The organism is Candidatus Methylopumilus universalis (genome assembly GCF_006365315.1).
In the GTDB taxonomy this organism is placed as follows: domain Bacteria; phylum Pseudomonadota; class Gammaproteobacteria; order Burkholderiales; family Methylophilaceae; genus Methylopumilus; species Methylopumilus universalis.
In genome coordinates this window covers 845,685-865,212 of record NZ_CP040968.1, presented here as the reverse complement: position 1 = coordinate 865,212, position 19,528 = coordinate 845,685, and the positions used below count along the sequence as shown (strand labels likewise).

The following is a 19,528-nucleotide window of genomic DNA, read 5'->3' as shown; positions in this document are numbered from 1 at the left end:
TGTTATGCCGCTATCGCTGTAAGTTGTTTTAAGGTTTGTAATTCTTTTTTTAATGCTTCTATAAAGTCTTTGACTTCAGTCACTGAATTTTTTTGTCCGAAACTAATACGCAGTGCACCACGCGCTAAATCTTCATCAATACCCATCGCAAGTAACACATGACTCGGCTCTTTATTCACACTTGAACATGCAGAGCCACTTGCAATGGCAAAGCCTTTTTTATCCAGAGCGGTAAGAAGTGTCGACCCTTCAATATCTTTAAAAGCAAAAAATGTCGTGTTATTTAAACGCGCAACTTTTTCAGAAAAAATTTCAGCTCCTAAATCTTTTAAATGGACTTCAAGAATTTTTTGAAGTTCACACGTATGCGTTGAAGTCGTCTTGATAGATTCTGAAATGAGTTCACATGCTTTTCCAAATCCTACAATCGCTGCAATATTTTCAGTGCCACTTCGTAAATTCTTTTCTTGCCCGCCACCGTAAATCAAAGGCTCGATATCGCTACGTTTATTTAAGACTAATGCACCTACACCTTGTGGGCCATATATTTTATGACTTGAAAGTGTCATAGCATCGATATGAAGCTCATCAAAGCGCACATCCATTTTTCCGAACGCTTGCACTGCATCTGTATGTGACAGTGCTTTTTTTTCTTTTGCAAAATCATGCAGGAGTGCCATGTCTTGTATAGCGCCTGTTTCATTATTCGCTAACATGACCGATACGAGGCTGACATTCTCAGCTGAAATATTTTTATAAGTTTCTTTTCTGACCACACCATCTTCACTTACATTTAATAATGCCTGTTGCCAACCTTGATGCTTCATCGCCTCCATTGGGCGAGCGACACAAGGGTGTTCAATATTACTTCTTACTAATGTACTTTCTCTCTGTTTGATAGCAGCACCATGCACGATCATGTTATTTGCTTCAGTGCCTCCCGATGTGAAGATCACTTCAGACGGGTGTGCATGAATAGCAAGTGCTACTTGTTCACGCGCTTCTTCAATCGCGGTTCTGGCATGCCTACCAAAGCTGTGCTGACTTGTAGGATTGCCTTGTTGCATTTCCATATAAGGCATCATGACGCCTAAGACTTTTTTATCTATGGCTGTCGTTGCGTTATGGTCGAAATAAACTTTTTGCATTATGTTTGTTAAACAGCTTTCGCTAAATTTCCTTGACTGAGCTTATCGTTTAAGAAAAAAATCGCACTCTCACGATTCTTGCTATCTTTAGATTGCGCCTCAACTAAGTGCGCTAAAGTTAAGCTCTCAAGATAGTCTAAGATTTTATGATTGATGGACACCCAAAGATCATGGGTAATACAACGACCACCATCGTGACAATTCTCTTTGCCGGAGCACTGCGTGGCATCAATTTCTTCATCGACCGCTGTGATGATATCTTTCACAGTAATCTCTTGATGTTTTTTGGCTAGGTGATACCCACCGCCAGGCCCACGTATACTTTTTACAATGCCTCCACGACGCATACGACTAAAAAGTTGTTCGAGGTAGGATAAAGAGATCGCTTGTCGATCGCTGATGTCAGCTAAGGTCACAGGCTTTTCTGTCTCGTTCAGGGCGAGATCTAAAATAGCAGTCACTGCAAAACGACCTTTAGTGGTAAGACGCATAATAAGATCCTTTATCTTTAAGACTCATAAGAAACGTTAAGTTTCCGAAGCTTAAAGTATAGAATAACCCATTATTTTAATCAAGTATTATTTGGACGCCTTTTTCTTGTGCGAGAAGGCTTTGGCGAGTTTAATATCCTCATTGGCACGAGGTTTTAAGGATTTGATTTGGTCCTCTAAACGCTCAATGGTTTGATTTTGTTTTTTGATGGCTTGCATCAATTGATCAAGATTTTTGTGCATAGGGTCATCCTCATCTCGGCCCAACGCATAGGCATTAAAGGCTGGAAGTTGAACTGCACTTTTTTGTTTGGTTTGCCCTTCTTCTTCGACAATGCGCGCTGGAATACCTACGGCTGTTGCTTTGGCTGGCACGTCTTTTACCACCACGGCATTCGATCCGATTTTAGCTCCACGCCCAATGGTAATAGGGCCTAGGATTTTTGCACCCGCCCCAATCACCACACCTTGTTTTAAAGTCGGATGACGTTTTCCCTTGTTCCAAGAGGTGCCACCTAATGTCACGCCATGATAAAGCGTGCAATCATCTTCGATAATCGCGGTTTCCCCAATCACCACACCCATGCCGTGATCAATGAAAACACGACGACCAATAGTCGCCCCTGGGTGAATTTCAATACCAGTAAACCAACGTCCGATATGGGAAATGAAGCGACCTAGCCAGTAAAGCTTGATCCGCCAGAATGCATGGGCCAGGCGATGAATCAGTAAAGCATGAACGCCTGGGTAGGTCGTTAAGACTTCGAGTGTCGACCTTGCAGCAGGGTCACGCTCAAAGACAATCGCGATATCTTCTCTAATTTTTTTAAACATGGTCCTAATTATCGCATGAAATGATTAACTTGACTAAATTACTAGGGTAATACAAGTGACCTTTAAGAGTTTAATTTTTTTTGTACCTGCGTTAAGATGCCGCGCAAAATATTAATCTCATCGACTTCAAGTTGTGATCTCGCAAAAAGGATATGCAAGCGTTGCATTAACCGTTCACCTTGAACCTTATCTAAGAATTCTATTTTCTCGAGCACTAATTCTAAGTGAGATAAAAATCCCATTAAGCTATCGTGATCCGCTAAAAGATTTAGGTCTTTGGTATAGAGCTTGGGTGGTTTTGTCGAAATAGAAGCCTGTCTTAATTCATGACATACCACTTGCACAGCTTGCGCTAAATTAAGGGATGAGTAATGAGGGTTTGCATCGATAAAACTTAACACTTGGCATTGGTGTACCTCAAGATTTGAGAGTCCGCTCATTTCAGTGCCAAAGACAAAAGCGACATCTGAATGATCTGCGACACGAATCATTTCATGGGCCACTTCACGCACATCCAGATAAGGTTGTGTCAACTCACGTCGCCTCGCAGATAATCCCACAGCAAGCTTCACACTTTTTAAGGCTTCTTCTAAATCTTGAACGACGAACGCATGTTGTAAAACATCATCAGCACCAGATGACATTGCAGTTGCTTCAGGGTGCGGAAATTTTTTAGGATTCACTAAATAGAGTCTGTGAATACCCATCGTCTTCATCGCACGTGCTGTAGCACCAATATTTCCGGGGTGACTCGTTTGACAGAGTATGATGCGGATGCGATCGAACGCATCTGAAGTAGTGACCATGGAGTTCCTTCATGTAAAATAGCATTTTATCAAGTCTATTAAAAAACGAAGCTTTAAATAGACACGTTCTTATAAAAATAGAGAGAAATTCATTTTATGCATCCGATGTTAAACATTGCAGTTAAAGCCGCAAGACGCGCAGGCGCTATTATCAATCGAGCGTCTCAAGATATCGGCACACTCACAGTGAAGAGCAAAAACTTTAACGACTTTGTCAGTGAGGTAGATGTCGCCGCCGAGCGTGCGATTATTGACACCTTAAAAGAGGTGTATCCCACACACGGTTTCCTGGGTGAAGAATCAGGTTCTACCACTCACACCAGTGATTTCATTTGGATCATCGATCCCTTGGATGGCACAACTAATTTCTTGCATAACTTTCCACAGTATTGTGTGTCAATCGCGTTGCAACATAAAGGCGAAATTACACAAGCAGTTATTTATGAGCCGAATCGAAATGATCTTTATACGGCGACCAAAGGTCGCGGTGCATTCTTAAATGATAAGCGTATCCGTGTTTCAAAATGCGACAAGCTTCAAGAGTCTCTCGTAGGTACAGGTTTTCCATTTCGCGATTTTAAACATCTAGATACTTATTTGGGCATGTTTAAATCAATGCTACAAAAAACTACAGGCATTAGACGTCCAGGTTCCGCAGCGCTCGATTTAGCTTATGTGGCGAATGGATCGCTGGATGCTTTTTGGGAGATTGGTTTGTCGCCCTGGGATATTGCAGCGGGTGCACTTTTAGTTCAAGAAGCAGGCGGAATTATTTCAAACTTAAATGGCAAAGAGGGATGGCTTCAGTCAGGAAATATATTGGCAGCCTCACCTAAAATTTATGATGCCATGTTAGAAGTTTTAGCGCCTCATCTCACGGAAGAGATTAAAGCTTAGTGGTGATGACCACCCGCACCGTGCACGTGTTGGTGAGTCACTTCTTCTTGGTTTGCAGAACGCACATCTTTAATGGTTGCTTTGAAAATAATACGTTGACCGGCCCAAGGATGATTGCCATCTACTACCACTTTCCCATCTGCAACATTCGTCACTGTATATAAAATAACTTCACCCGTTTCATCTTCACCTTCGAATTGCGAACCCTCTTTTAAATTTTCTTGAGGGAAAGCTGAAGCTGGTTCAATTTGAACGAGTTCAGCATCATACTCACCAAAAGCATCAGCAGGTTCCAACGCTAATTCAATCGTGTCACCAATATTTTTTCCGTGCATCGCTTCTTCTACTTTTGGAAAAATATTGTCATAGCCACCATGGAGATATGCCACAGGCTGATCACTTGATTCTAAAACAACGCCGTCGGCATCTTTCAGTTCGTAGGTCATCGTGACTACAGTGTTCATAGAGACTTGCATAAAAAATTCCTTCAAATGTTTTTTAATATTTTATAGAAGATATAAAGAGATGGGGTGTGACTTTTTAAAATTATTTTAATGTCCGTGATTATGATCAAGGAGACTATAAAAATTAGATGGTGTCATGATGGTTGGTTTTGCGATCTTTAATGGTTTTGGATAGTCACGGCTAAAATGGAGTCCTCGACTTTCGTGTCTTGCAATCGCAGATTCCACAATCAACTCAGCGACTTGTAAAAGATTTCTTAATTCAATGAGATTATGACTCACCTTAAAGTTCGTATAAAACTCATGTACCTCATCACGCAGCATATGAATGCGATGAAGCGCGCGTGATAGACGTTTATTAGTTCTCACAATGCCGACGTAATTCCACATGAAGCGTCGTAATTCATTCCAAGTATGCGTGATAAGAATTTCTTCATCCGCATCAGTCACACGACTTTCGTCCCAGTGAGGTAAATCAAAAGAAGTAGTATCGATTTTAGATTGAAGAATATGTTTTGCCACTGCATCACCAAAGACTAAACATTCAAGCAGTGAGTTACTTGCTAAACGATTGGCGCCATGAAGTCCTGTGTAGGCTGTTTCGCCAATGGCATAAAGATGGGCTAAATCGGTTTGACCTTCAAGATTGGTCATCACACCTCCACAACTATAATGCGCAGCAGGGACCACCGGAATCCATTCTTTTGTGATATCGATTCCAAGTTCTAAGCACCGGGCATAGATGGTTGGAAAATGTGACTTTATAAAGTCAGGTGATTTGTGTGAGATATCTAAATACACACAATCGATCCCGCGTTTTTTCATCTCAAAGTCAATCGCACGGGCGACAATATCTCGGGAAGCCAATTCACCTCTTCCGTCATACTCATCCATGAAGCGTGATCCATCCGGTAATCTTAAAAGACCACCTTCACCTCTCACAATTTCAGAGATTAAAAAAGATTTAGCTTTGGGATGATAAAGACACGTCGGATGAAACTGAATAAATTCCATATTGGCAACGCGACATCCTGCGCGCCATGCCATAGCCACACCATCGCCTGTGCTGACATCAGGGTTTGTTGTATAGAGATAAACTTTACTGACACCGCCTGCTGCAAGAATGGTTTCTTGTGCTGAGACCGTCATGACTTTACCGGTTTTGTTATTAAGAACATAAGCCCCTAAACAACGATTGGATTTAATGTGATTAACTTTTAAAGATTTTTTTTCTGTAATGAGGTCGACCGCAATATGGTTTTCTAGAATCGTGATATTCGCGTGCGCTTTGACTTGTTCACTCAAAGTTGCCTGGATCGCTCGACCCGTAGCATCTTTTGCGTGAACCACACGCCTATGGCTATGGCCACCTTCTTTGGTTAAATGAAATTGTTGTGTTGTTTCATCAAGGCTAAAAGGCACCTGCAAACCATGAAGCCACTCAATCGCCTCTTTGCCATGAGATGCCACAAAATTCGCAACCTTAGGGTCAGTTAAACCACCCCCAACAAATTCGGTATCCTTCACATGACTTTCAATGGAGTCTTCGTTTGACATGACCGCAGCCACGCCACCTTGAGCCCACTGGCTTGAACTATCTAGAATTTCTCGCTTACTGACAATCAATACTTTTTTATGGTCAGCTAGCTTTAAAGCTGAAGTAAGGCCAGCGAGACCGCTACCTATAATGAGCACGTCACAACGTAACATTTTGCGTATTTTTCATGAACTAATTAAGAATGAAGGCGTCAGAGATGTATATATATAGTATGTTTATGTTTTTTTTGACGAAAGAAATTAAACTAAAACCCCATGCCAATACTTAACAATAACATAGAACAAAAGAAATTATCACTCGTTGAAGATAAGTCTGCCGTGTATACTTCCGAGCATGTTAAACCTTCGCTATCAGCCGTTGTGAGTGAGAAAATCGAAAATCCGAATCGTGCACTCGACCAAGTTTTAGTCGAAAGCGCTCAGCAGGGCGATAAAAAAGCATTCGGTCTTTTAGTCGAAAAATATCATCGCAAGCTCGGTCGCATTCTCACCCGTATGGTGCGTGATCAAGCCGAGATTGAAGACATCGTCCAAGAAACATTCATTAAAGCGTATCGTGCCCTCCCTAATTTTAGAGGCGACAGTGCTTTTTATACCTGGCTCTATCGCATTGGTATCAATACCGCAAAGAATCATTTAGTGGCGATGGGCAAACGCCCGCGCAATATGACCGAATTTGAAAATGAGGATGGTGAGTTTGAAGAAACACACCAAGTGGCGGAAGCTGAAAATCCAGAGACCACATTACTCACGAAAGAAATTGGTATTACTGTCAATGCCGCGATTGAATCCTTACCCGAAGAATTAAAGGTAGCGATTACATTACGTGAAATTGACGGCTTAAGTTATGAAGAGATTGCAGAGATGATGGAGTGTCCGATTGGCACTGTGCGCTCTCGTATCTTTAGAGCGCGCGAAACGATTGCGGAAAAATTAAAACCGCTTTTGTCACAACACAATAATAAACGTTGGTAAATTTAAATTTAAGGAAAAGTTATATGAAAGAAAAAATTTCAACACTCCTCGATGATGAGCTCGATCTTAAAAGCTCAAGTCAAACGGTAAGAGACATTAACAAAGATAGCCGTTTACGTGAGCGCTTCGAAACTTACCAATTGATTCGTGACTCCATTAAGAATGAATTGATTGACTCCACACTTTCATCCAAATCTATTTTAGATGCCATTGATAAAGAGCCTATCCAGTTAAAGTTTAATAAGTCCTCTAAGTTTCAATCTGCAATGGCGCTCCCTGCAGCGTCATGGATGTCTTGGCCGGTCGCGGCATCATTTATTGCTGTTCTTTTTGTAGGTGCGATGATCACGACAAATACATTTCATATGAAACCAACGAATACGATTGAAATTGCTGAGAATATTCCAAATGAATATATTGAAGCGCATCAAACGTTAGCGCCGACTAATGTCGCGTTTTATGTTGAAACACAAGCTAAGTAATTTTTTTATGCAGCGATTAGTCGTTGGTTTAATCATCCTTGTCTTAAGTTGTTATGCGCAAGCCGCTGAGGATCCTTGGCTTCATCTAGAAAAAGCTTCTCAAGCTGCCAGAAAATTAAGTTACAAAGGTATTTTTCTTTATCAAAATTTTCAAGATGTCCGCTCAATCGAAATCACCCATCTTAATAATGGCGAGGAAGAATTCGCTCGCATGGTGACTTTAGATGGCCAGCCTCATGAAGCTTTATCACGCGGCAAAAATATGATGGTGTTTAATTCGAATAAAGAAAATGTCATGATTCAGGAAAGACAGGGTCAGAATTTATTTCCTGCGATTTTGCCACCAGACATTGAAAGTGTTAAGGCGATTTATACCCTTCGCTTTGCGAATCAAGAAAGAATTGGTGGCCGCGAAGCTCAAATTGTTTACCTTGAACCCAAAGATCAGTTTCGATATCTTTACAAGTTATGGCTCGATAAAGAATTTGGCTTGATTCTGAAGATGAGCATTTTAGATCATCAACAAAAAATGATTGAACAAGCAAGTTTTAATCAAATTGCATTATTTAGTGGTCAAGATTTAAATTGGTTTAAACCCAATGTTGATACACATAAAAAATACATCATGAATGAAACGCATCAAAATAAAATATCCCACGAAAAATATTGCACCATTTCTAATTTGCCTGCGGGGTATAAAGAAGTTAGTCACGTGACCAGAACCATGGGCAATCAACCACAACTTGTGCATCACTGGGTATTCTCAGATGGACTTTCCTTTGTTTCTTTATTTGTAAACCCTATTCCTAAAGATCAGAAGTCTCGTGTGGGTGAAACGCGTGTGGGCTCATCCCATGTTTATGCGAGAGTCATGAATGGTAATCAAATTATGGTGGTAGGTGCAGTGCCACAAGCAACCATTCAAAAAATTTCGAATTCGATTCAAGATATGAAAGCGCATTAGATGATCGAAGAGCAAGCCATTGTAATCAAAGCTTCAAAAGAGCATGTCACACTCGAAGTGGTTCGAAGTAAGCCATGTGGTTTATGTGGACAGGTAAGGGGATGCGGTAATTCAATCTGGGGAAAAATTTTCTCACATCAATCAGGCCTCATTGAAACCAGAAACAATTTGAATGCGAAATTAGGGGATGTTGTGATTCTAGGTATCGATGAAACGCTTATGCTCAAAGGTTCGCTCATGCTTTACGGCGTGCCACTTCTTTTAATGTTTTTAGGTATGGCGATTGCAAATAGTTTCGTCACACATATGATCGAATTTTATACTTTGATGGGTGCGGTATTAGGTTTATCTTTAGGTGTCATGATGATTAAGCGTGCCATTAACGAGAAGATGCAAATGTTTTACAATGAAGCGCAACTCATTCGTTTTAAATAATTTATTTAAGGAATAGATAGACCATGATAAGACGTCTTTTTTATGTATGCATATTTCAGTTTTTAATTCTGACCGGATTAGTTGCTAAAGAACTTCCGGACTTTACTGAACTCGCTGAAAAGCAAAGTCCTGTCGTCGTCAATATCAGCTCGATTCAAAAAAATCGTGCGAATGTGATGGGACAAGGGTCGCCTGAAGATGAGCAGATGCAAGAATTTTTTAAGCGTTTTGGAATTCCAGTACCGCCAGGTATGCCACCTCATAATGGTCGCGGCCAACAACCTACCCCAGATAAACAAGTGTCTGCCACAGGATCTGGATTTATTGTGACGACAGATGGTTTTATATTAACTAATGCGCATGTTGTCAAAGACGCAGATGAAGTGATGGTAAAGCTTAATGATAAGCGCGAATTCAAAGCAAAAGTGATTGGGATTGATTTAAGAACAGATGTTGCCGTATTAAAAGTCAATGCGACTAGCTTACCGAAAGTAAGTATTGGAAATCCTGACACGATTAAAGTAGGCGAATGGGTCGCTGCAATTGGTGCTCCTTTTGGTTTAGAAAATACAATGACCGTTGGTATTGTGAGTGCTAAAGGTCGCGCATTGCCTCAAGAAAATTTTGTACCTTTTATTCAAACTGATGTGGCGATTAATCCAGGTAACTCAGGTGGTCCGTTATTTAATCTAAAAGGGGAGGTGATCGGGATTAACTCGCAAATTTATAGCCGCACCGGCGGTTATATGGGACTCTCATTTGCCATTCCTATCAATGTGGCGATGGACGTTATGAGTCAACTTAGGACTAACGGTAAAGTGATTCGAGGTTGGTTAGGTATTGCGATTCAAGAAGTGACTAAAGAGCTTTCTGAATCCTTCGGTATGAAAAATACCAATGGTGCATTAGTCGCTGGGATTGAAAAAGGAGCGCCTGCGGAGAAGGGCGGTCTTCAACCTGGGGATGTGATTACTAAATTTGATAGTAAGTTGATTGAGTCCTCGTCTGATTTGCCTAAAGCGGTAGGTAACACTAAACCGGGTAAAACGGTGATTGCTGAAGTGTTCAGAAAAGGTAGTATCAAAACACTCAACTTAACAGTAGGCGAAATGCCATCTGACCAATCTGAAGTGATTGCAAGTAATAAGGCCCCTGAAAAGGCCGACGTGAATCGCTTAGGTTTGGTTTTAAAAGAAGCACCCCCACAACAACGCAAAAAAATGAATGGCAAAAAGGGATTGCTCGTAGTTGATGCGCAAGGTTCAGCGGCAGCAGCTGGTATTCGTCGAGGCGATATTATCTTAGCGCTTAATAACGGCGAAGTCGAAAGCGTTGAAGCTTTTACTAAAGAAGTCTCTACTATCCCTAATGGTAAGACGGTAGCGCTCCTCATTTTAAGAAATGATGAGACTCTTTACGTGCCCGTCAAGATCACGAATGAGCGATAAAATCAGCTAGGTATAAAAGCTTTGTTGTAAAATACATGCTTTCAATCAAAGGCGCTTAAAGAGTTTTAAGCGCCTTTGTTATTAGGTAACTCAAGGCATCATTATTCCTCATGGAAAACATTAGAAACTTTTCAATCATCGCGCATATCGATCACGGCAAGTCGACCTTGGCGGATCGTATCATTCAGTATTGCGGCGGTTTATCAGATCGCGAGATGGAAGCGCAAGTTTTAGATTCGATGGATCTTGAGCGTGAGCGCGGTATTACGATTAAAGCCCAAACAGCCGCACTTCAATATAAAGCACTTGACGGTAAGATTTATAATCTCAATCTCATTGATACACCTGGGCACGTCGACTTCACTTATGAAGTGAGTCGCTCTCTGGCAGCTTGTGAGGGTGCGCTTTTAGTCGTTGATGCAAGCCAAGGGGTTGAGGCGCAGACAGTCGCTAATTGCTATACCGCGATTGAGCAAGGTGTGGAAGTCACGCCTGTGTTAAATAAAATTGATTTACCATCTGCAGATCCAGATCGTGTAATCGAAGAAATAGGCGACGTAATTGGCATTGATGCCTCAGATGCGATTCGCTGCTCGGCTAAAACAGGCGAAGGTGTGAGAGATGTATTAGAAACAATTGTTTCTCGTGTGCCATCGCCAAGAGGCGATGCGTCTAAGCCATTAAAGGCCCTCATCATTGATGCTTGGTTTGATAATTACGTGGGTGTTGTCATGTTAGTGCGTGTGGTCGATGGCAGCTTAAAACCAAAAGATAAAATTAAACTGATTGCAACAGCCGATCAATATCTTTGTGAGCAAGTGGGTGTTTTCACACCAAAATCGAGAAGCAAAGAATCACTCTCTGCAGGCGAGGTAGGTTTTATTATTGCAGGTATTAAAGAGCTCGCGAGTGCTAAGGTGGGTGATACAGTCACGTTAGCAGACAAACCCGCATCCGAAGCATTGGCTGGATTTAAAGAAGTAAAACCCCAGGTATTTGCAGGACTCTACCCTGTGGAGTCGAATCAATTCGAAGCCTTAAGAACCGCTTTAGAAAAATTAAGTTTAAATGATTCGTCCCTTCGTTTTGAACCAGAGAATTCAACAGCTTTAGGTTTTGGCTTCCGTTGTGGATTTTTAGGCCTTCTTCATATGGATATCGTGCAAGAGCGTTTAGAGCGTGAGTATGATATGGATTTAATCACTACAGCCCCGACCGTTGTGTATGAGCTTCTTAAAAGAGACGGTGAAGTTACCCAAATTGAAAATCCGTCTAAATTACCTGACACATCTCGCATTGAAGAAATTCGTGAGCCGATTATTCTCATTAATTTACTGATGCCGCAAGATTATGTAGGCCCTGTAATGACCTTATGTAACGGCAAGCGAGGCATTCAAAAAAATATGCAATACCTAGGTCGACAAGTGATGCTGACCTACGAGATGCCACTTAATGAAGTGGTGCTCGATTTCTTTGATCGATTGAAATCGATTTCAAAAGGTTATGCATCCATGGATTATGAATTCTTAGAATTTAGAGCAGCTGATTTAGTGAAGCTTGATATCATGGTGAATGGAGAACGTGTGGATGCATTATCATTAATTGTGCATCGATCAAATAGTATTTATCGAGGACGAGAAGTGGCATCCAAGATGCGTGAATTGATCCCAAGACAAATGTTTGATGTTGCTATTCAATCATCCATCGGCGCTAACATCATTGCGCGCGAAACAGTGAAAGCCATGCGTAAGAATGTGTTGGCTAAATGCTATGGTGGCGACATTTCGCGTAAGAAGAAATTATTAGAAAAACAAAAAGAGGGCAAGAAGCGTATGAAGCAGGTTGGGAATGTTGAAATTCCTCAAGAGGCTTTCTTAGCTATTTTAAGGGTAGAAGAAAAATGATGTTTGCGCTAATCATGGTCATCGTCTTAACCATCACAGGACTGATTTGGTTGCTTGATATTTTTGTCTTAAGCAAAAAAAGAGCGGCGAATGCCAAAGAGCCTATCCTGGTTGAATATTCGAAAAGTTTTTTTCCTGTGATTTTTTTAGTATTTTTTATTCGCTCATTTATTGCAGAGCCTTTTAAAATTCCTTCAGGCTCCATGATGCCGACACTTTTAGCAGGCGATTTTATTTTAGTAAATAAATTTAGTTACGGTTTTCGCGTGCCTATTTTGAACTACACCATCATAGAAGTAGATAAGCCTCATCGTGGTGATGTGTTTGTATTTCACTACCCACCTAAACCATCAATTGACTATATCAAGCGTGTGGTAGGTCTTCCAGGCGATGTGATCGAATATAAAAGTAAAGCACTTTATATTAATGATAAAAAAATAGAGCAAACATTCGTTGGTAAATACCCATACATCATGAATGAAATTCATCACATTGAAGCTAAAGAATTTAAAGAGGCATTAGGTAGTGTGAATCACTCGATCCTGATTCATGATTTGCCTGGAGAAAATTTTAAATTTGAAGTCCCTCAAGGCCATTATTTAGCGTTTGGGGACAATCGAGATAATAGTGCTGATAGTCGCGTATGGGGTTTTGTGCCCGAACATAACTTAGTGGGACGTGCTTTTTTTATTTGGTTTAACTTCAGCGAATTTAAACGTATTGGGTCTATCATTCATTAATGGATAAAGAGCGTCAGGCCTCATTAAGTCGAATCATTCATTACACGTTTAATGATTCTGCTTTTATGATCATGGCTCTCACGCATCGCAGTTTTTCAGCGCAACATAATGAGCGTCTCGAATTCTTAGGTGATAGCGTTTTAAGTTTTCTTATCGCCGAAGAGCTCTATAAAAGATTCCCACGTATTGATGAAGGTGATTTAAGTCGCCTACGTGCACAACTTGTTAAAGAAAGTTCATTAAGTGCTATTGCCACATCCATTGGTTTAGGTGACTTTATCCGATTAGGTGAGGGTGAATTAAAAAGTGCAGGATGGCGACGCCCATCCATTTTAGCTGATACGTTTGAATCTATGATTGGTGCCATTTATTTAGACGGTGGCATAGAGCCCACTCACCAATTTGTGCTTCGTTTTTTTGAGGCGCAGTTAAATGAGATTGATCCCAAACTTATTCAAAAAGATCCAAAAACTTTACTGCAAGAATTATTACAAAGTAAGAAGAGTGATTTACCGATTTATACAGTCGTCTCCATTGAAGGGGAAGCGCACAGCCAAACCTTTACCATTGAATGCATCATTAAGAAATCTGATATTAAAACGCAAGGAATAGGTAACAGCAGAAGAATTGCGGAGCAAGAGGCTGCAGCAAAAGCTTATCAACTTATGTTGGAGATCATCTAGTGAGTGAACATAAAATTACACGCTGCGGTACGATTGCCATTGTGGGTCGACCTAATGTAGGTAAGTCGACACTCTTAAATTATTTGGTAGGTAGCAAGATCAGTATCACATCAAAAAAAGCTCAGACCACACGCTATCAATTATTAGGCATTCAAACGATAGATGACACCCAGTTTCTTTTTATTGATACACCCGGATTTCAGCTCAAATATTTGAACCTCATGAATAAGGGTTTAAATAAAACCGTGCACCAAGTATTAAGTGATGTCGATGTAGTTCTTTTTGTCATTGAGTCTCGAGGCATGACTGAAGAAGATCAAGCCGTGATGAAACTCATTCCAAAAGATCGCCCGACGATTCTCGTCATGAATAAAGTAGATTTAATGAAAGACAAGAATGCACTTTTAGAACAAATCAAAACCATGAGCGAGACATATACTTTTAAAGCTATGGTACCTGTGTCTGCTAAAAAAAATAAACATCTAGATCATTTACTATCGACCGTTCGAGATTTTTTACCTGAACAACCATTCATCTATGGTGAAGATGAGATTACTGATAAGAGCGAAAGGTTTCTTGCATCCGAAATTATTCGAGAGAAAATTTTCCGTCTCACAGGCCAAGAAGTACCTTATTCCATTGCGGTTGAAATTGAAAAATTTGAAGTCGAAGGTAATTTGCGTCGCATCTTTGCCGCCATTATCGTGGATAAAGATAGTCAGAAGCCTATGTTGATAGGAAAAGATGGTGAGAAGTTAAAACAAATTTCAACTGAGTCTAGACAAGATATGGAAGAGCTCTTTGGGGGTAAGGTATGGCTTGAGACTTGGGTTAAAGTCAAAAGTGGCTGGTCGACAGATCAGCGTGTTTTAAAATCATTAGGTCTTTAATTTTATAAATGGCGACTCCCAATCATCGTCAAGAAAATCAGCGTGTGTATATCCTACATACATATCCTTTTAAAGAGACAAGTTTAATCGCAGAAGTTTTTACAGAAAAATTTGGTCGCATTCCAGTGGTGGCTAAAGGTGCCAGACGTCCAAGATCATCCATACGTGGCATGCTTCAATCCTTTCAAGTGTTACTTGCGAATTGGTCAGGCAAATCTGAACTTAAAAGTTTAAATGGATTGGAGTGGTGCGAGAAGCTGACTATTTTAGAAGGTGACGCATTGATGTGTGGCTTTTATCTCAATGAATTGATGATGCGTCTATTGCCGAGGGATGAGCCTCATCCTGACCTCTTTCATTTTTATCATGAAACTATTTTGGCTTTAAGTGAGGGTCGTGAACTCACAATTACATTACGTCGATTCGAATTAAAACTTTTACAAGCTTTAGGTTATGCAGTTACTTTAGATCATGATGAGGATTCAAATCCGATTATCCCTGATAAAATATACCGCTATGAGGCTGAGTATGGTGCGTGTGATTTAACGAAGACCGATCACGGCATTAAAGTAGTAGGTAAAACCTTGCTTGATATGGCAAGCGACCAATATGTTGATAAAGAAACACAGCAACAAAGTAAGCAATTGATGCGTTATTTATTGGGGTTTTATTTGGGCGACAAGCCACTTCATTCGAAACAACTCTTTGTCGATTTACAAGGATAAGATATTTTATGATAAAGCTCGGTATTAATATTGATCATGTAGCAACACTAAGACAAGCGCGCGGAACGAAGTATCCAAGTGTTGTCGAAGCTGCGCTTCGTGCTGAGCAAGCGGGTGCTGATAGCATTACACTCCACCTTCGCGAAGATCGTCGTCATATGCAAGATGAAGATATTTTTGCCATTCGACCCTTGCTACAAACGAAAATGAATTTAGAATTGGCAGCCACTGATGAAATGATTGCGATTGCGTCACGTGTAAAACCGCAAGATGTTTGCATCGTCCCTGAGAGGCGTGAAGAGCGAACGACTGAAGGCGGATTGAACCTAAAAGAATCCTATGATCATCTTTACCGCGCTACACAAAATCTTACAGAGCAAGGCAGTCGCGTATCACTTTTTATTGCACCTGATTTAAAAGATATTGATTTGGCAAAAAAGATGGGGGCACCTGTGATTGAAATTCATACGGGTAGTTATGCGGATGCAGAAGATGAAGTGACAAAGCAGAAAGAATTTAAACGCATTAAAGCCGCTGCAGAGCACGCGTTATCGTTAGGTCTGATTGTCAATGCGGGTCATGGACTTCATTATCATAATGTTAATTTAATTGCAGCCATTCCTGGTATTGAAGAACTTAATATTGGGCATGCGATTGTGGCGCATGCATTATTTATAGGCTGGGATAATGCGATCCGTGAAATGAAATTATTGTTACGTGATTATTCGAAGTAATGTTTAAAAAGATAACCTTATTATGATCTTTGGTATTGGTACTGACGTCGTCGAAGTTTCACGCATTCATGCATCCATCGAAAAATTTGGCGATACTTTTGCGCGGCGTATTTTAAGTGATTCCGAATTTGAAAGTTATTTACAATCATCCACACAATCTCGTTTCTTAGCGAAACGCTTTGCTGCCAAAGAGGCCTTTGCTAAAGCCTTAGGCACAGGGTTTAGATCACCGGTACGTTTTCAAAATATTATCGTAGGCCATGATGATTTAGGAAAGCCTATTCTAGAATTTGATCAAGAATTACAAGACTATTTAAAACAAAAAAATATCTTAAGTCAGCATATTTCCATTTCGGATGAAAAAAATATTGCGACTGCCTTTGTTGTACTCGAAACTTAAAAATTAAATGGAAGACATCGATTTCAATCGGCGCTTTGGTGGTGTCGAACGACTTTATGGGAAAGATGCTGTAACCCTTTTTAAGAAAGCTCATGTCTGTGTCATTGGTATTGGGGGTGTTGGATCATGGGCCGCTGAAGCATTGGCACGAAGTGCCGTAGGTCATCTCACGCTCATCGATTTAGATCATATTGCTGAATCGAATATCAATCGGCAAATTCATGCGCTAAGTCAGACACTTGGAAAATCTAAAGTGTTGGCTATGAAAGAGCGAATTCTAGAAATTAATCCCATGTGTCAGGTGGAGACTGTGGATGACTTTATATCTAACGAAAATTTAAATGCGCTCATTAAGCAACATTTTAATGTTGTCATCGATGCGATTGATCAGGCAAGCATTAAAACAAGTTTGGCACTGCATGCTTTAAAAGAAAAAATTCCACTCGTCATGACAGGTGGTGCAGGGGGCCGCATCGATCCTTCATTTATTAAGATAGCGGACTTAGGTTTAACGCATGGGGATAGGCTCACAGCCAAGATTCGGCATGATGTCAAAAAGGCACTGCAATTAAAAGAATCACAAAAGGTAGGTATTGATGTGGTCTTTACCGATGAGGTCATGATAAAACCTGAAGACGCATGTGAGGTAGATGAGGCTCTCACAGGCCTTCATTGTGGCGGTTATGGCTCAAGTGTGATGGTTACAGCCACTTTTGGTTTTATGGCAGCATCACTCGCTTTAAAGAAATTACTCTAATAAGAGCCCTTGAAATTTCATAACTCAACCCCATTTTAAGTGAATCCCAATATTATTTTTTTAAAAGGTAATTGAACATGGCAACAAAAGAAAATGCATCTGAAAAATTAGTCTTCCAAGCAGAGGTTAAGCAACTCCTTCATCTCATGATTCACTCTTTATATAGTAATAAAGAGATCGTGATTCGCGAACTCATTTCAAATGCAAGTGATGCTGCAGATAAATTACGCTTCGAAGCGCTTAAAGACGCTAGTCTTTATGAAAAAGATTCTGAATTAAAAATTAGATTAAGTTTTGATAAAAAGGCACGCACATTAACCATTTCAGATAATGGTATTGGGATGAATCGTGAAGAAGTGATTAGTAATATCGGCACAATTGCAAGATCAGGTACCAAAGAATTCTTAAACAACTTAACGGGAGACGAAGCCAAAGACGCTAATTTAATTGGCCAGTTTGGCGTAGGCTTTTATTCTTCATTCATCATTGCCGATCTTGTGACTGTGATCACGAGACGAGCTGGAAGCAAAGAAGCTATCCAATGGGAATCTAAAGGTGAGGGCGAATATACGATTAGTGAAGTTGAAAAAGAAACTCGCGGCACTGACATCATTTTGCATCTTAAAAAAGATGAAGATGAATTCTTAAGTGACTGGACACTCAAGAGCATTATCAAAAAGTATTCAGACCACATCACGCTTCCAATTGTTATGAAAAAATCCGAATGGAAAGATGGCGAAGAAGTCCCGACGAATGAAGATGAAACAGTTAATGCGGCATCAGCATTATGGGCTCGAAATAAAAATGATATTAAAGAAGAAGAGTATCAAGAATTTTATAAAAATCTTTCTTATGATCAAGAGCCACCTCTTACTTATTCACACAATCGTATTGAAGGTAAGCAAGAATATATCTCACTCCTTTATATACCAGCTAAGGCCCCTTTCGATTTATTTGATCGTGAACGTCATCATAGTGTGAAGCTCTATGTTAAGCGTATCTTCATCATGGAAGCGTCAGAAAAACTCATGCCTAATTATTTACGCTTTATTAAGGGGGTGATTGATAGTGCTGATCTTCCTCTTAATGTCTCACGAGAAATCTTACAAGACAGTAAAGAAGTGGAAGCCATACGTGCGGGCTCTACAAAAAAAGTGCTTGATCTCTTAGAAGATATGAGTGAAAAAAAACCAGATGACTATAAAAAATTCTGGAAAGAATTTGGTGTTGTGATGAAAGAGGGTCACAGCGAAGATTTTGCAAATAGAGAAAAAATTGCAAAACTATTTCGCTTCAATTCAACACACGAAGAAACAGATGCACAGGTAGTGTCTTTAAAAGATTATGTGTCTCGCATGAAAGATGGACAAGAAGCTATCTACTTCATCACAGCGGACTCCTATGAGGCAGCGAAGCATAGCCCACACTTAGAAATTTTTAAGAAGAAGGGTATTGAAGTTTTATTACTGAGCGATCGCGTGGATGAATGGCTACTTTCGACTTTCAACGAATTTGAAAGTAAGAAATTACAATCCATTGCCAAGGGTGATCTTGACTTAGGAAAGTTAGAAGACGAAAAAGAAAAAGAAGAGAAAAAGAAAATCGAGAAAGATGCAAAATCACTCGTGGAAAAAATTCAAAAAGCATTGGGTGATAAAGTTAAAGAAGTAAAAGTCACACATCGCTTAACGGATTCACCGGCATGCTTGGTGGCTGGAGAGCATGATTTATCAGGCAATCTAGAGCGGCTACTCAAAGCGGCAGGTCAAAAAACACCGGACACAAAACCGATTTTAGAAATTAATCCTTCGCATAAGCTTATTCAAAAGCTCGAAAGCACTAATGATTCAGCACGTTTCAACGATTTCGCTGAAGTGATTTTTGATCAGGCGTTGATTTCTGAAGGCGGCCAGCTCAAAGACCCGGTTGCTTTTGTCAAGAAAATTAATCAATTTTTAGTCGAATAGCCTATAGTTTGGGGCTATTAATGTTTGACAGCCCTTCAAAATAAGTGCTATAGTCTCACCTCTCTGCGTCATGTATGCAGATCGATCGCGGGGTGGAGCAGTCTGGCAGCTCGTCGGGCTCATAACCCGAAGGTCACAGGTTCAAATCCTGTCCCCGCAACCAAGATCAAATACCGTTCTTTAACAAATAGACAACTGATAAGTGTGAGTGCTTATAGTTCATGACA

21 protein-coding genes and 1 tRNA gene are annotated in these 19,528 nt (G+C 40.3%); 16 read left to right on the top strand and 6 right to left on the bottom strand.

The window, feature by feature from the left end; translation table 11 throughout:
• Positions 1-2: 2 nt before the first annotated feature.
• From FIT79_RS04545 to FIT79_RS04530, 4 genes are all read right to left on the bottom strand, one after another.
• Positions 3-1,148 (bottom strand): cysteine desulfurase family protein, encoded by a 1,146-nt coding sequence (locus FIT79_RS04545; protein WP_139875784.1) that lies wholly within the window; start codon positions 1,146-1,148, stop codon positions 3-5.
• 8 nt (positions 1,149-1,156) lie between these two features.
• Positions 1,157-1,639 (bottom strand): Fe-S cluster assembly transcriptional regulator IscR, encoded by a 483-nt coding sequence (iscR, locus tag FIT79_RS04540; protein ID WP_028818309.1) that lies wholly within the window; start codon positions 1,637-1,639, stop codon positions 1,157-1,159.
• A gap of 87 nt (positions 1,640-1,726) precedes the next feature.
• Positions 1,727-2,473, bottom strand: coding sequence for a serine O-acetyltransferase (gene cysE, locus FIT79_RS04535; protein WP_139875783.1), 747 nt, complete (start codon positions 2,471-2,473; stop codon positions 1,727-1,729).
• 62 nt (positions 2,474-2,535) lie between these two features.
• Positions 2,536-3,279, bottom strand: a complete 744-nt coding sequence (locus FIT79_RS04530) for an RNA methyltransferase (RefSeq protein WP_139875782.1) — start codon at positions 3,277-3,279, stop codon at positions 2,536-2,538.
• Positions 3,280-3,375: 96 nt separating this feature from the next.
• On the opposite strand from FIT79_RS04530, the gene FIT79_RS04525 reads away from it, so the two are divergent.
• Positions 3,376-4,176, top strand: coding sequence for an inositol monophosphatase family protein (locus FIT79_RS04525; protein ID WP_139875781.1), 801 nt, complete (start codon positions 3,376-3,378; stop codon positions 4,174-4,176).
• Here the strand turns inward: FIT79_RS04525 and FIT79_RS04520 are convergent.
• Entirely contained in the window at positions 4,173-4,652 is a 480-nt protein-coding gene (locus FIT79_RS04520) for an FKBP-type peptidyl-prolyl cis-trans isomerase (RefSeq protein WP_028818313.1), read from the bottom strand. The two genes, FIT79_RS04525 and FIT79_RS04520, sit on opposite strands and share 4 nt — an antisense overlap.
• A gap of 75 nt (positions 4,653-4,727) precedes the next feature.
• Positions 4,728-6,350, bottom strand: a complete 1,623-nt coding sequence (gene nadB, locus FIT79_RS04515; RefSeq protein ID WP_139875780.1) for an L-aspartate oxidase — start codon at positions 6,348-6,350, stop codon at positions 4,728-4,730.
• A gap of 102 nt (positions 6,351-6,452) precedes the next feature.
• Between nadB and rpoE the strand changes: the two genes are divergently transcribed.
• The 15 genes from rpoE (at position 6,453) to FIT79_RS04440 (ending at position 19,464) form a co-directional block, all read left to right on the top strand.
• Positions 6,453-7,172, top strand: a complete 720-nt coding sequence (rpoE, locus tag FIT79_RS04510) for an RNA polymerase sigma factor RpoE (protein WP_139875779.1) — start codon at positions 6,453-6,455, stop codon at positions 7,170-7,172.
• 23 nt (positions 7,173-7,195) lie between these two features.
• Positions 7,196-7,654 carry a sigma-E factor negative regulatory protein gene (locus tag FIT79_RS04505; protein WP_139875778.1) on the top strand — a complete coding sequence of 153 codons (459 nt, stop codon included), beginning with the start codon at positions 7,196-7,198 and terminating at the stop codon, positions 7,652-7,654.
• Between the two features lie 7 nt (positions 7,655-7,661).
• On the top strand, positions 7,662-8,618 hold the full coding sequence (locus FIT79_RS04500) for a MucB/RseB C-terminal domain-containing protein (protein WP_189644849.1): 957 nt from the start codon (positions 7,662-7,664) through the stop codon (positions 8,616-8,618).
• Positions 8,619-9,053: a SoxR reducing system RseC family protein gene (locus FIT79_RS04495; RefSeq protein ID WP_049814361.1), complete on the top strand. Its 435-nt coding sequence runs from the start codon at positions 8,619-8,621 to the stop codon at positions 9,051-9,053. It begins immediately after the preceding gene.
• A gap of 23 nt (positions 9,054-9,076) precedes the next feature.
• Positions 9,077-10,501, top strand: coding sequence for a DegQ family serine endoprotease (locus tag FIT79_RS04490; RefSeq protein WP_139871773.1), 1,425 nt, complete (start codon positions 9,077-9,079; stop codon positions 10,499-10,501).
• A 110-nt stretch (positions 10,502-10,611) separates the two neighbouring features.
• Complete coding sequence (gene lepA / locus FIT79_RS04485; RefSeq protein WP_139875776.1) at positions 10,612-12,405, top strand: translation elongation factor 4; 1,794 nt, start codon at positions 10,612-10,614, stop codon at positions 12,403-12,405.
• Positions 12,402-13,145, top strand: a complete 744-nt coding sequence (lepB, locus tag FIT79_RS04480) for a signal peptidase I (protein WP_139875775.1) — start codon at positions 12,402-12,404, stop codon at positions 13,143-13,145. The genes lepA and lepB overlap by 4 nt, the downstream gene beginning before the upstream one ends.
• Positions 13,145-13,828, top strand: coding sequence for a ribonuclease III (rnc, locus tag FIT79_RS04475; protein ID WP_139871767.1), 684 nt, complete (start codon positions 13,145-13,147; stop codon positions 13,826-13,828). The genes lepB and rnc overlap by 1 nt, the downstream gene beginning before the upstream one ends.
• On the top strand, positions 13,828-14,718 hold the full coding sequence (gene era / locus FIT79_RS04470) for a GTPase Era (protein WP_139871765.1): 891 nt from the start codon (positions 13,828-13,830) through the stop codon (positions 14,716-14,718). Before rnc ends, era begins: the two co-directional genes overlap by 1 nt.
• A gap of 8 nt (positions 14,719-14,726) precedes the next feature.
• Positions 14,727-15,443, top strand: a complete 717-nt coding sequence (gene recO / locus FIT79_RS04465) for a DNA repair protein RecO (RefSeq protein ID WP_139868021.1) — start codon at positions 14,727-14,729, stop codon at positions 15,441-15,443.
• 8 nt (positions 15,444-15,451) lie between these two features.
• On the top strand, positions 15,452-16,177 hold the full coding sequence (gene pdxJ, locus FIT79_RS04460) for a pyridoxine 5'-phosphate synthase (RefSeq protein ID WP_139875774.1): 726 nt from the start codon (positions 15,452-15,454) through the stop codon (positions 16,175-16,177).
• Positions 16,178-16,199: 22 nt separating this feature from the next.
• Positions 16,200-16,577, top strand: coding sequence for a holo-ACP synthase (gene acpS / locus FIT79_RS04455; RefSeq protein ID WP_139871762.1), 378 nt, complete (start codon positions 16,200-16,202; stop codon positions 16,575-16,577).
• Between the two features lie 7 nt (positions 16,578-16,584).
• Complete coding sequence (locus tag FIT79_RS04450) at positions 16,585-17,334, top strand: tRNA threonylcarbamoyladenosine dehydratase (RefSeq protein WP_139875773.1); 750 nt, start codon at positions 16,585-16,587, stop codon at positions 17,332-17,334.
• A 77-nt stretch (positions 17,335-17,411) separates the two neighbouring features.
• Positions 17,412-19,301 (top strand): molecular chaperone HtpG, encoded by a 1,890-nt coding sequence (gene htpG, locus FIT79_RS04445; RefSeq protein ID WP_139875772.1) that lies wholly within the window; start codon positions 17,412-17,414, stop codon positions 19,299-19,301.
• Positions 19,302-19,387: 86 nt separating this feature from the next.
• Positions 19,388-19,464 (top strand) — tRNA-Met (locus tag FIT79_RS04440).
• Positions 19,465-19,528 lie beyond the last annotated feature (64 nt).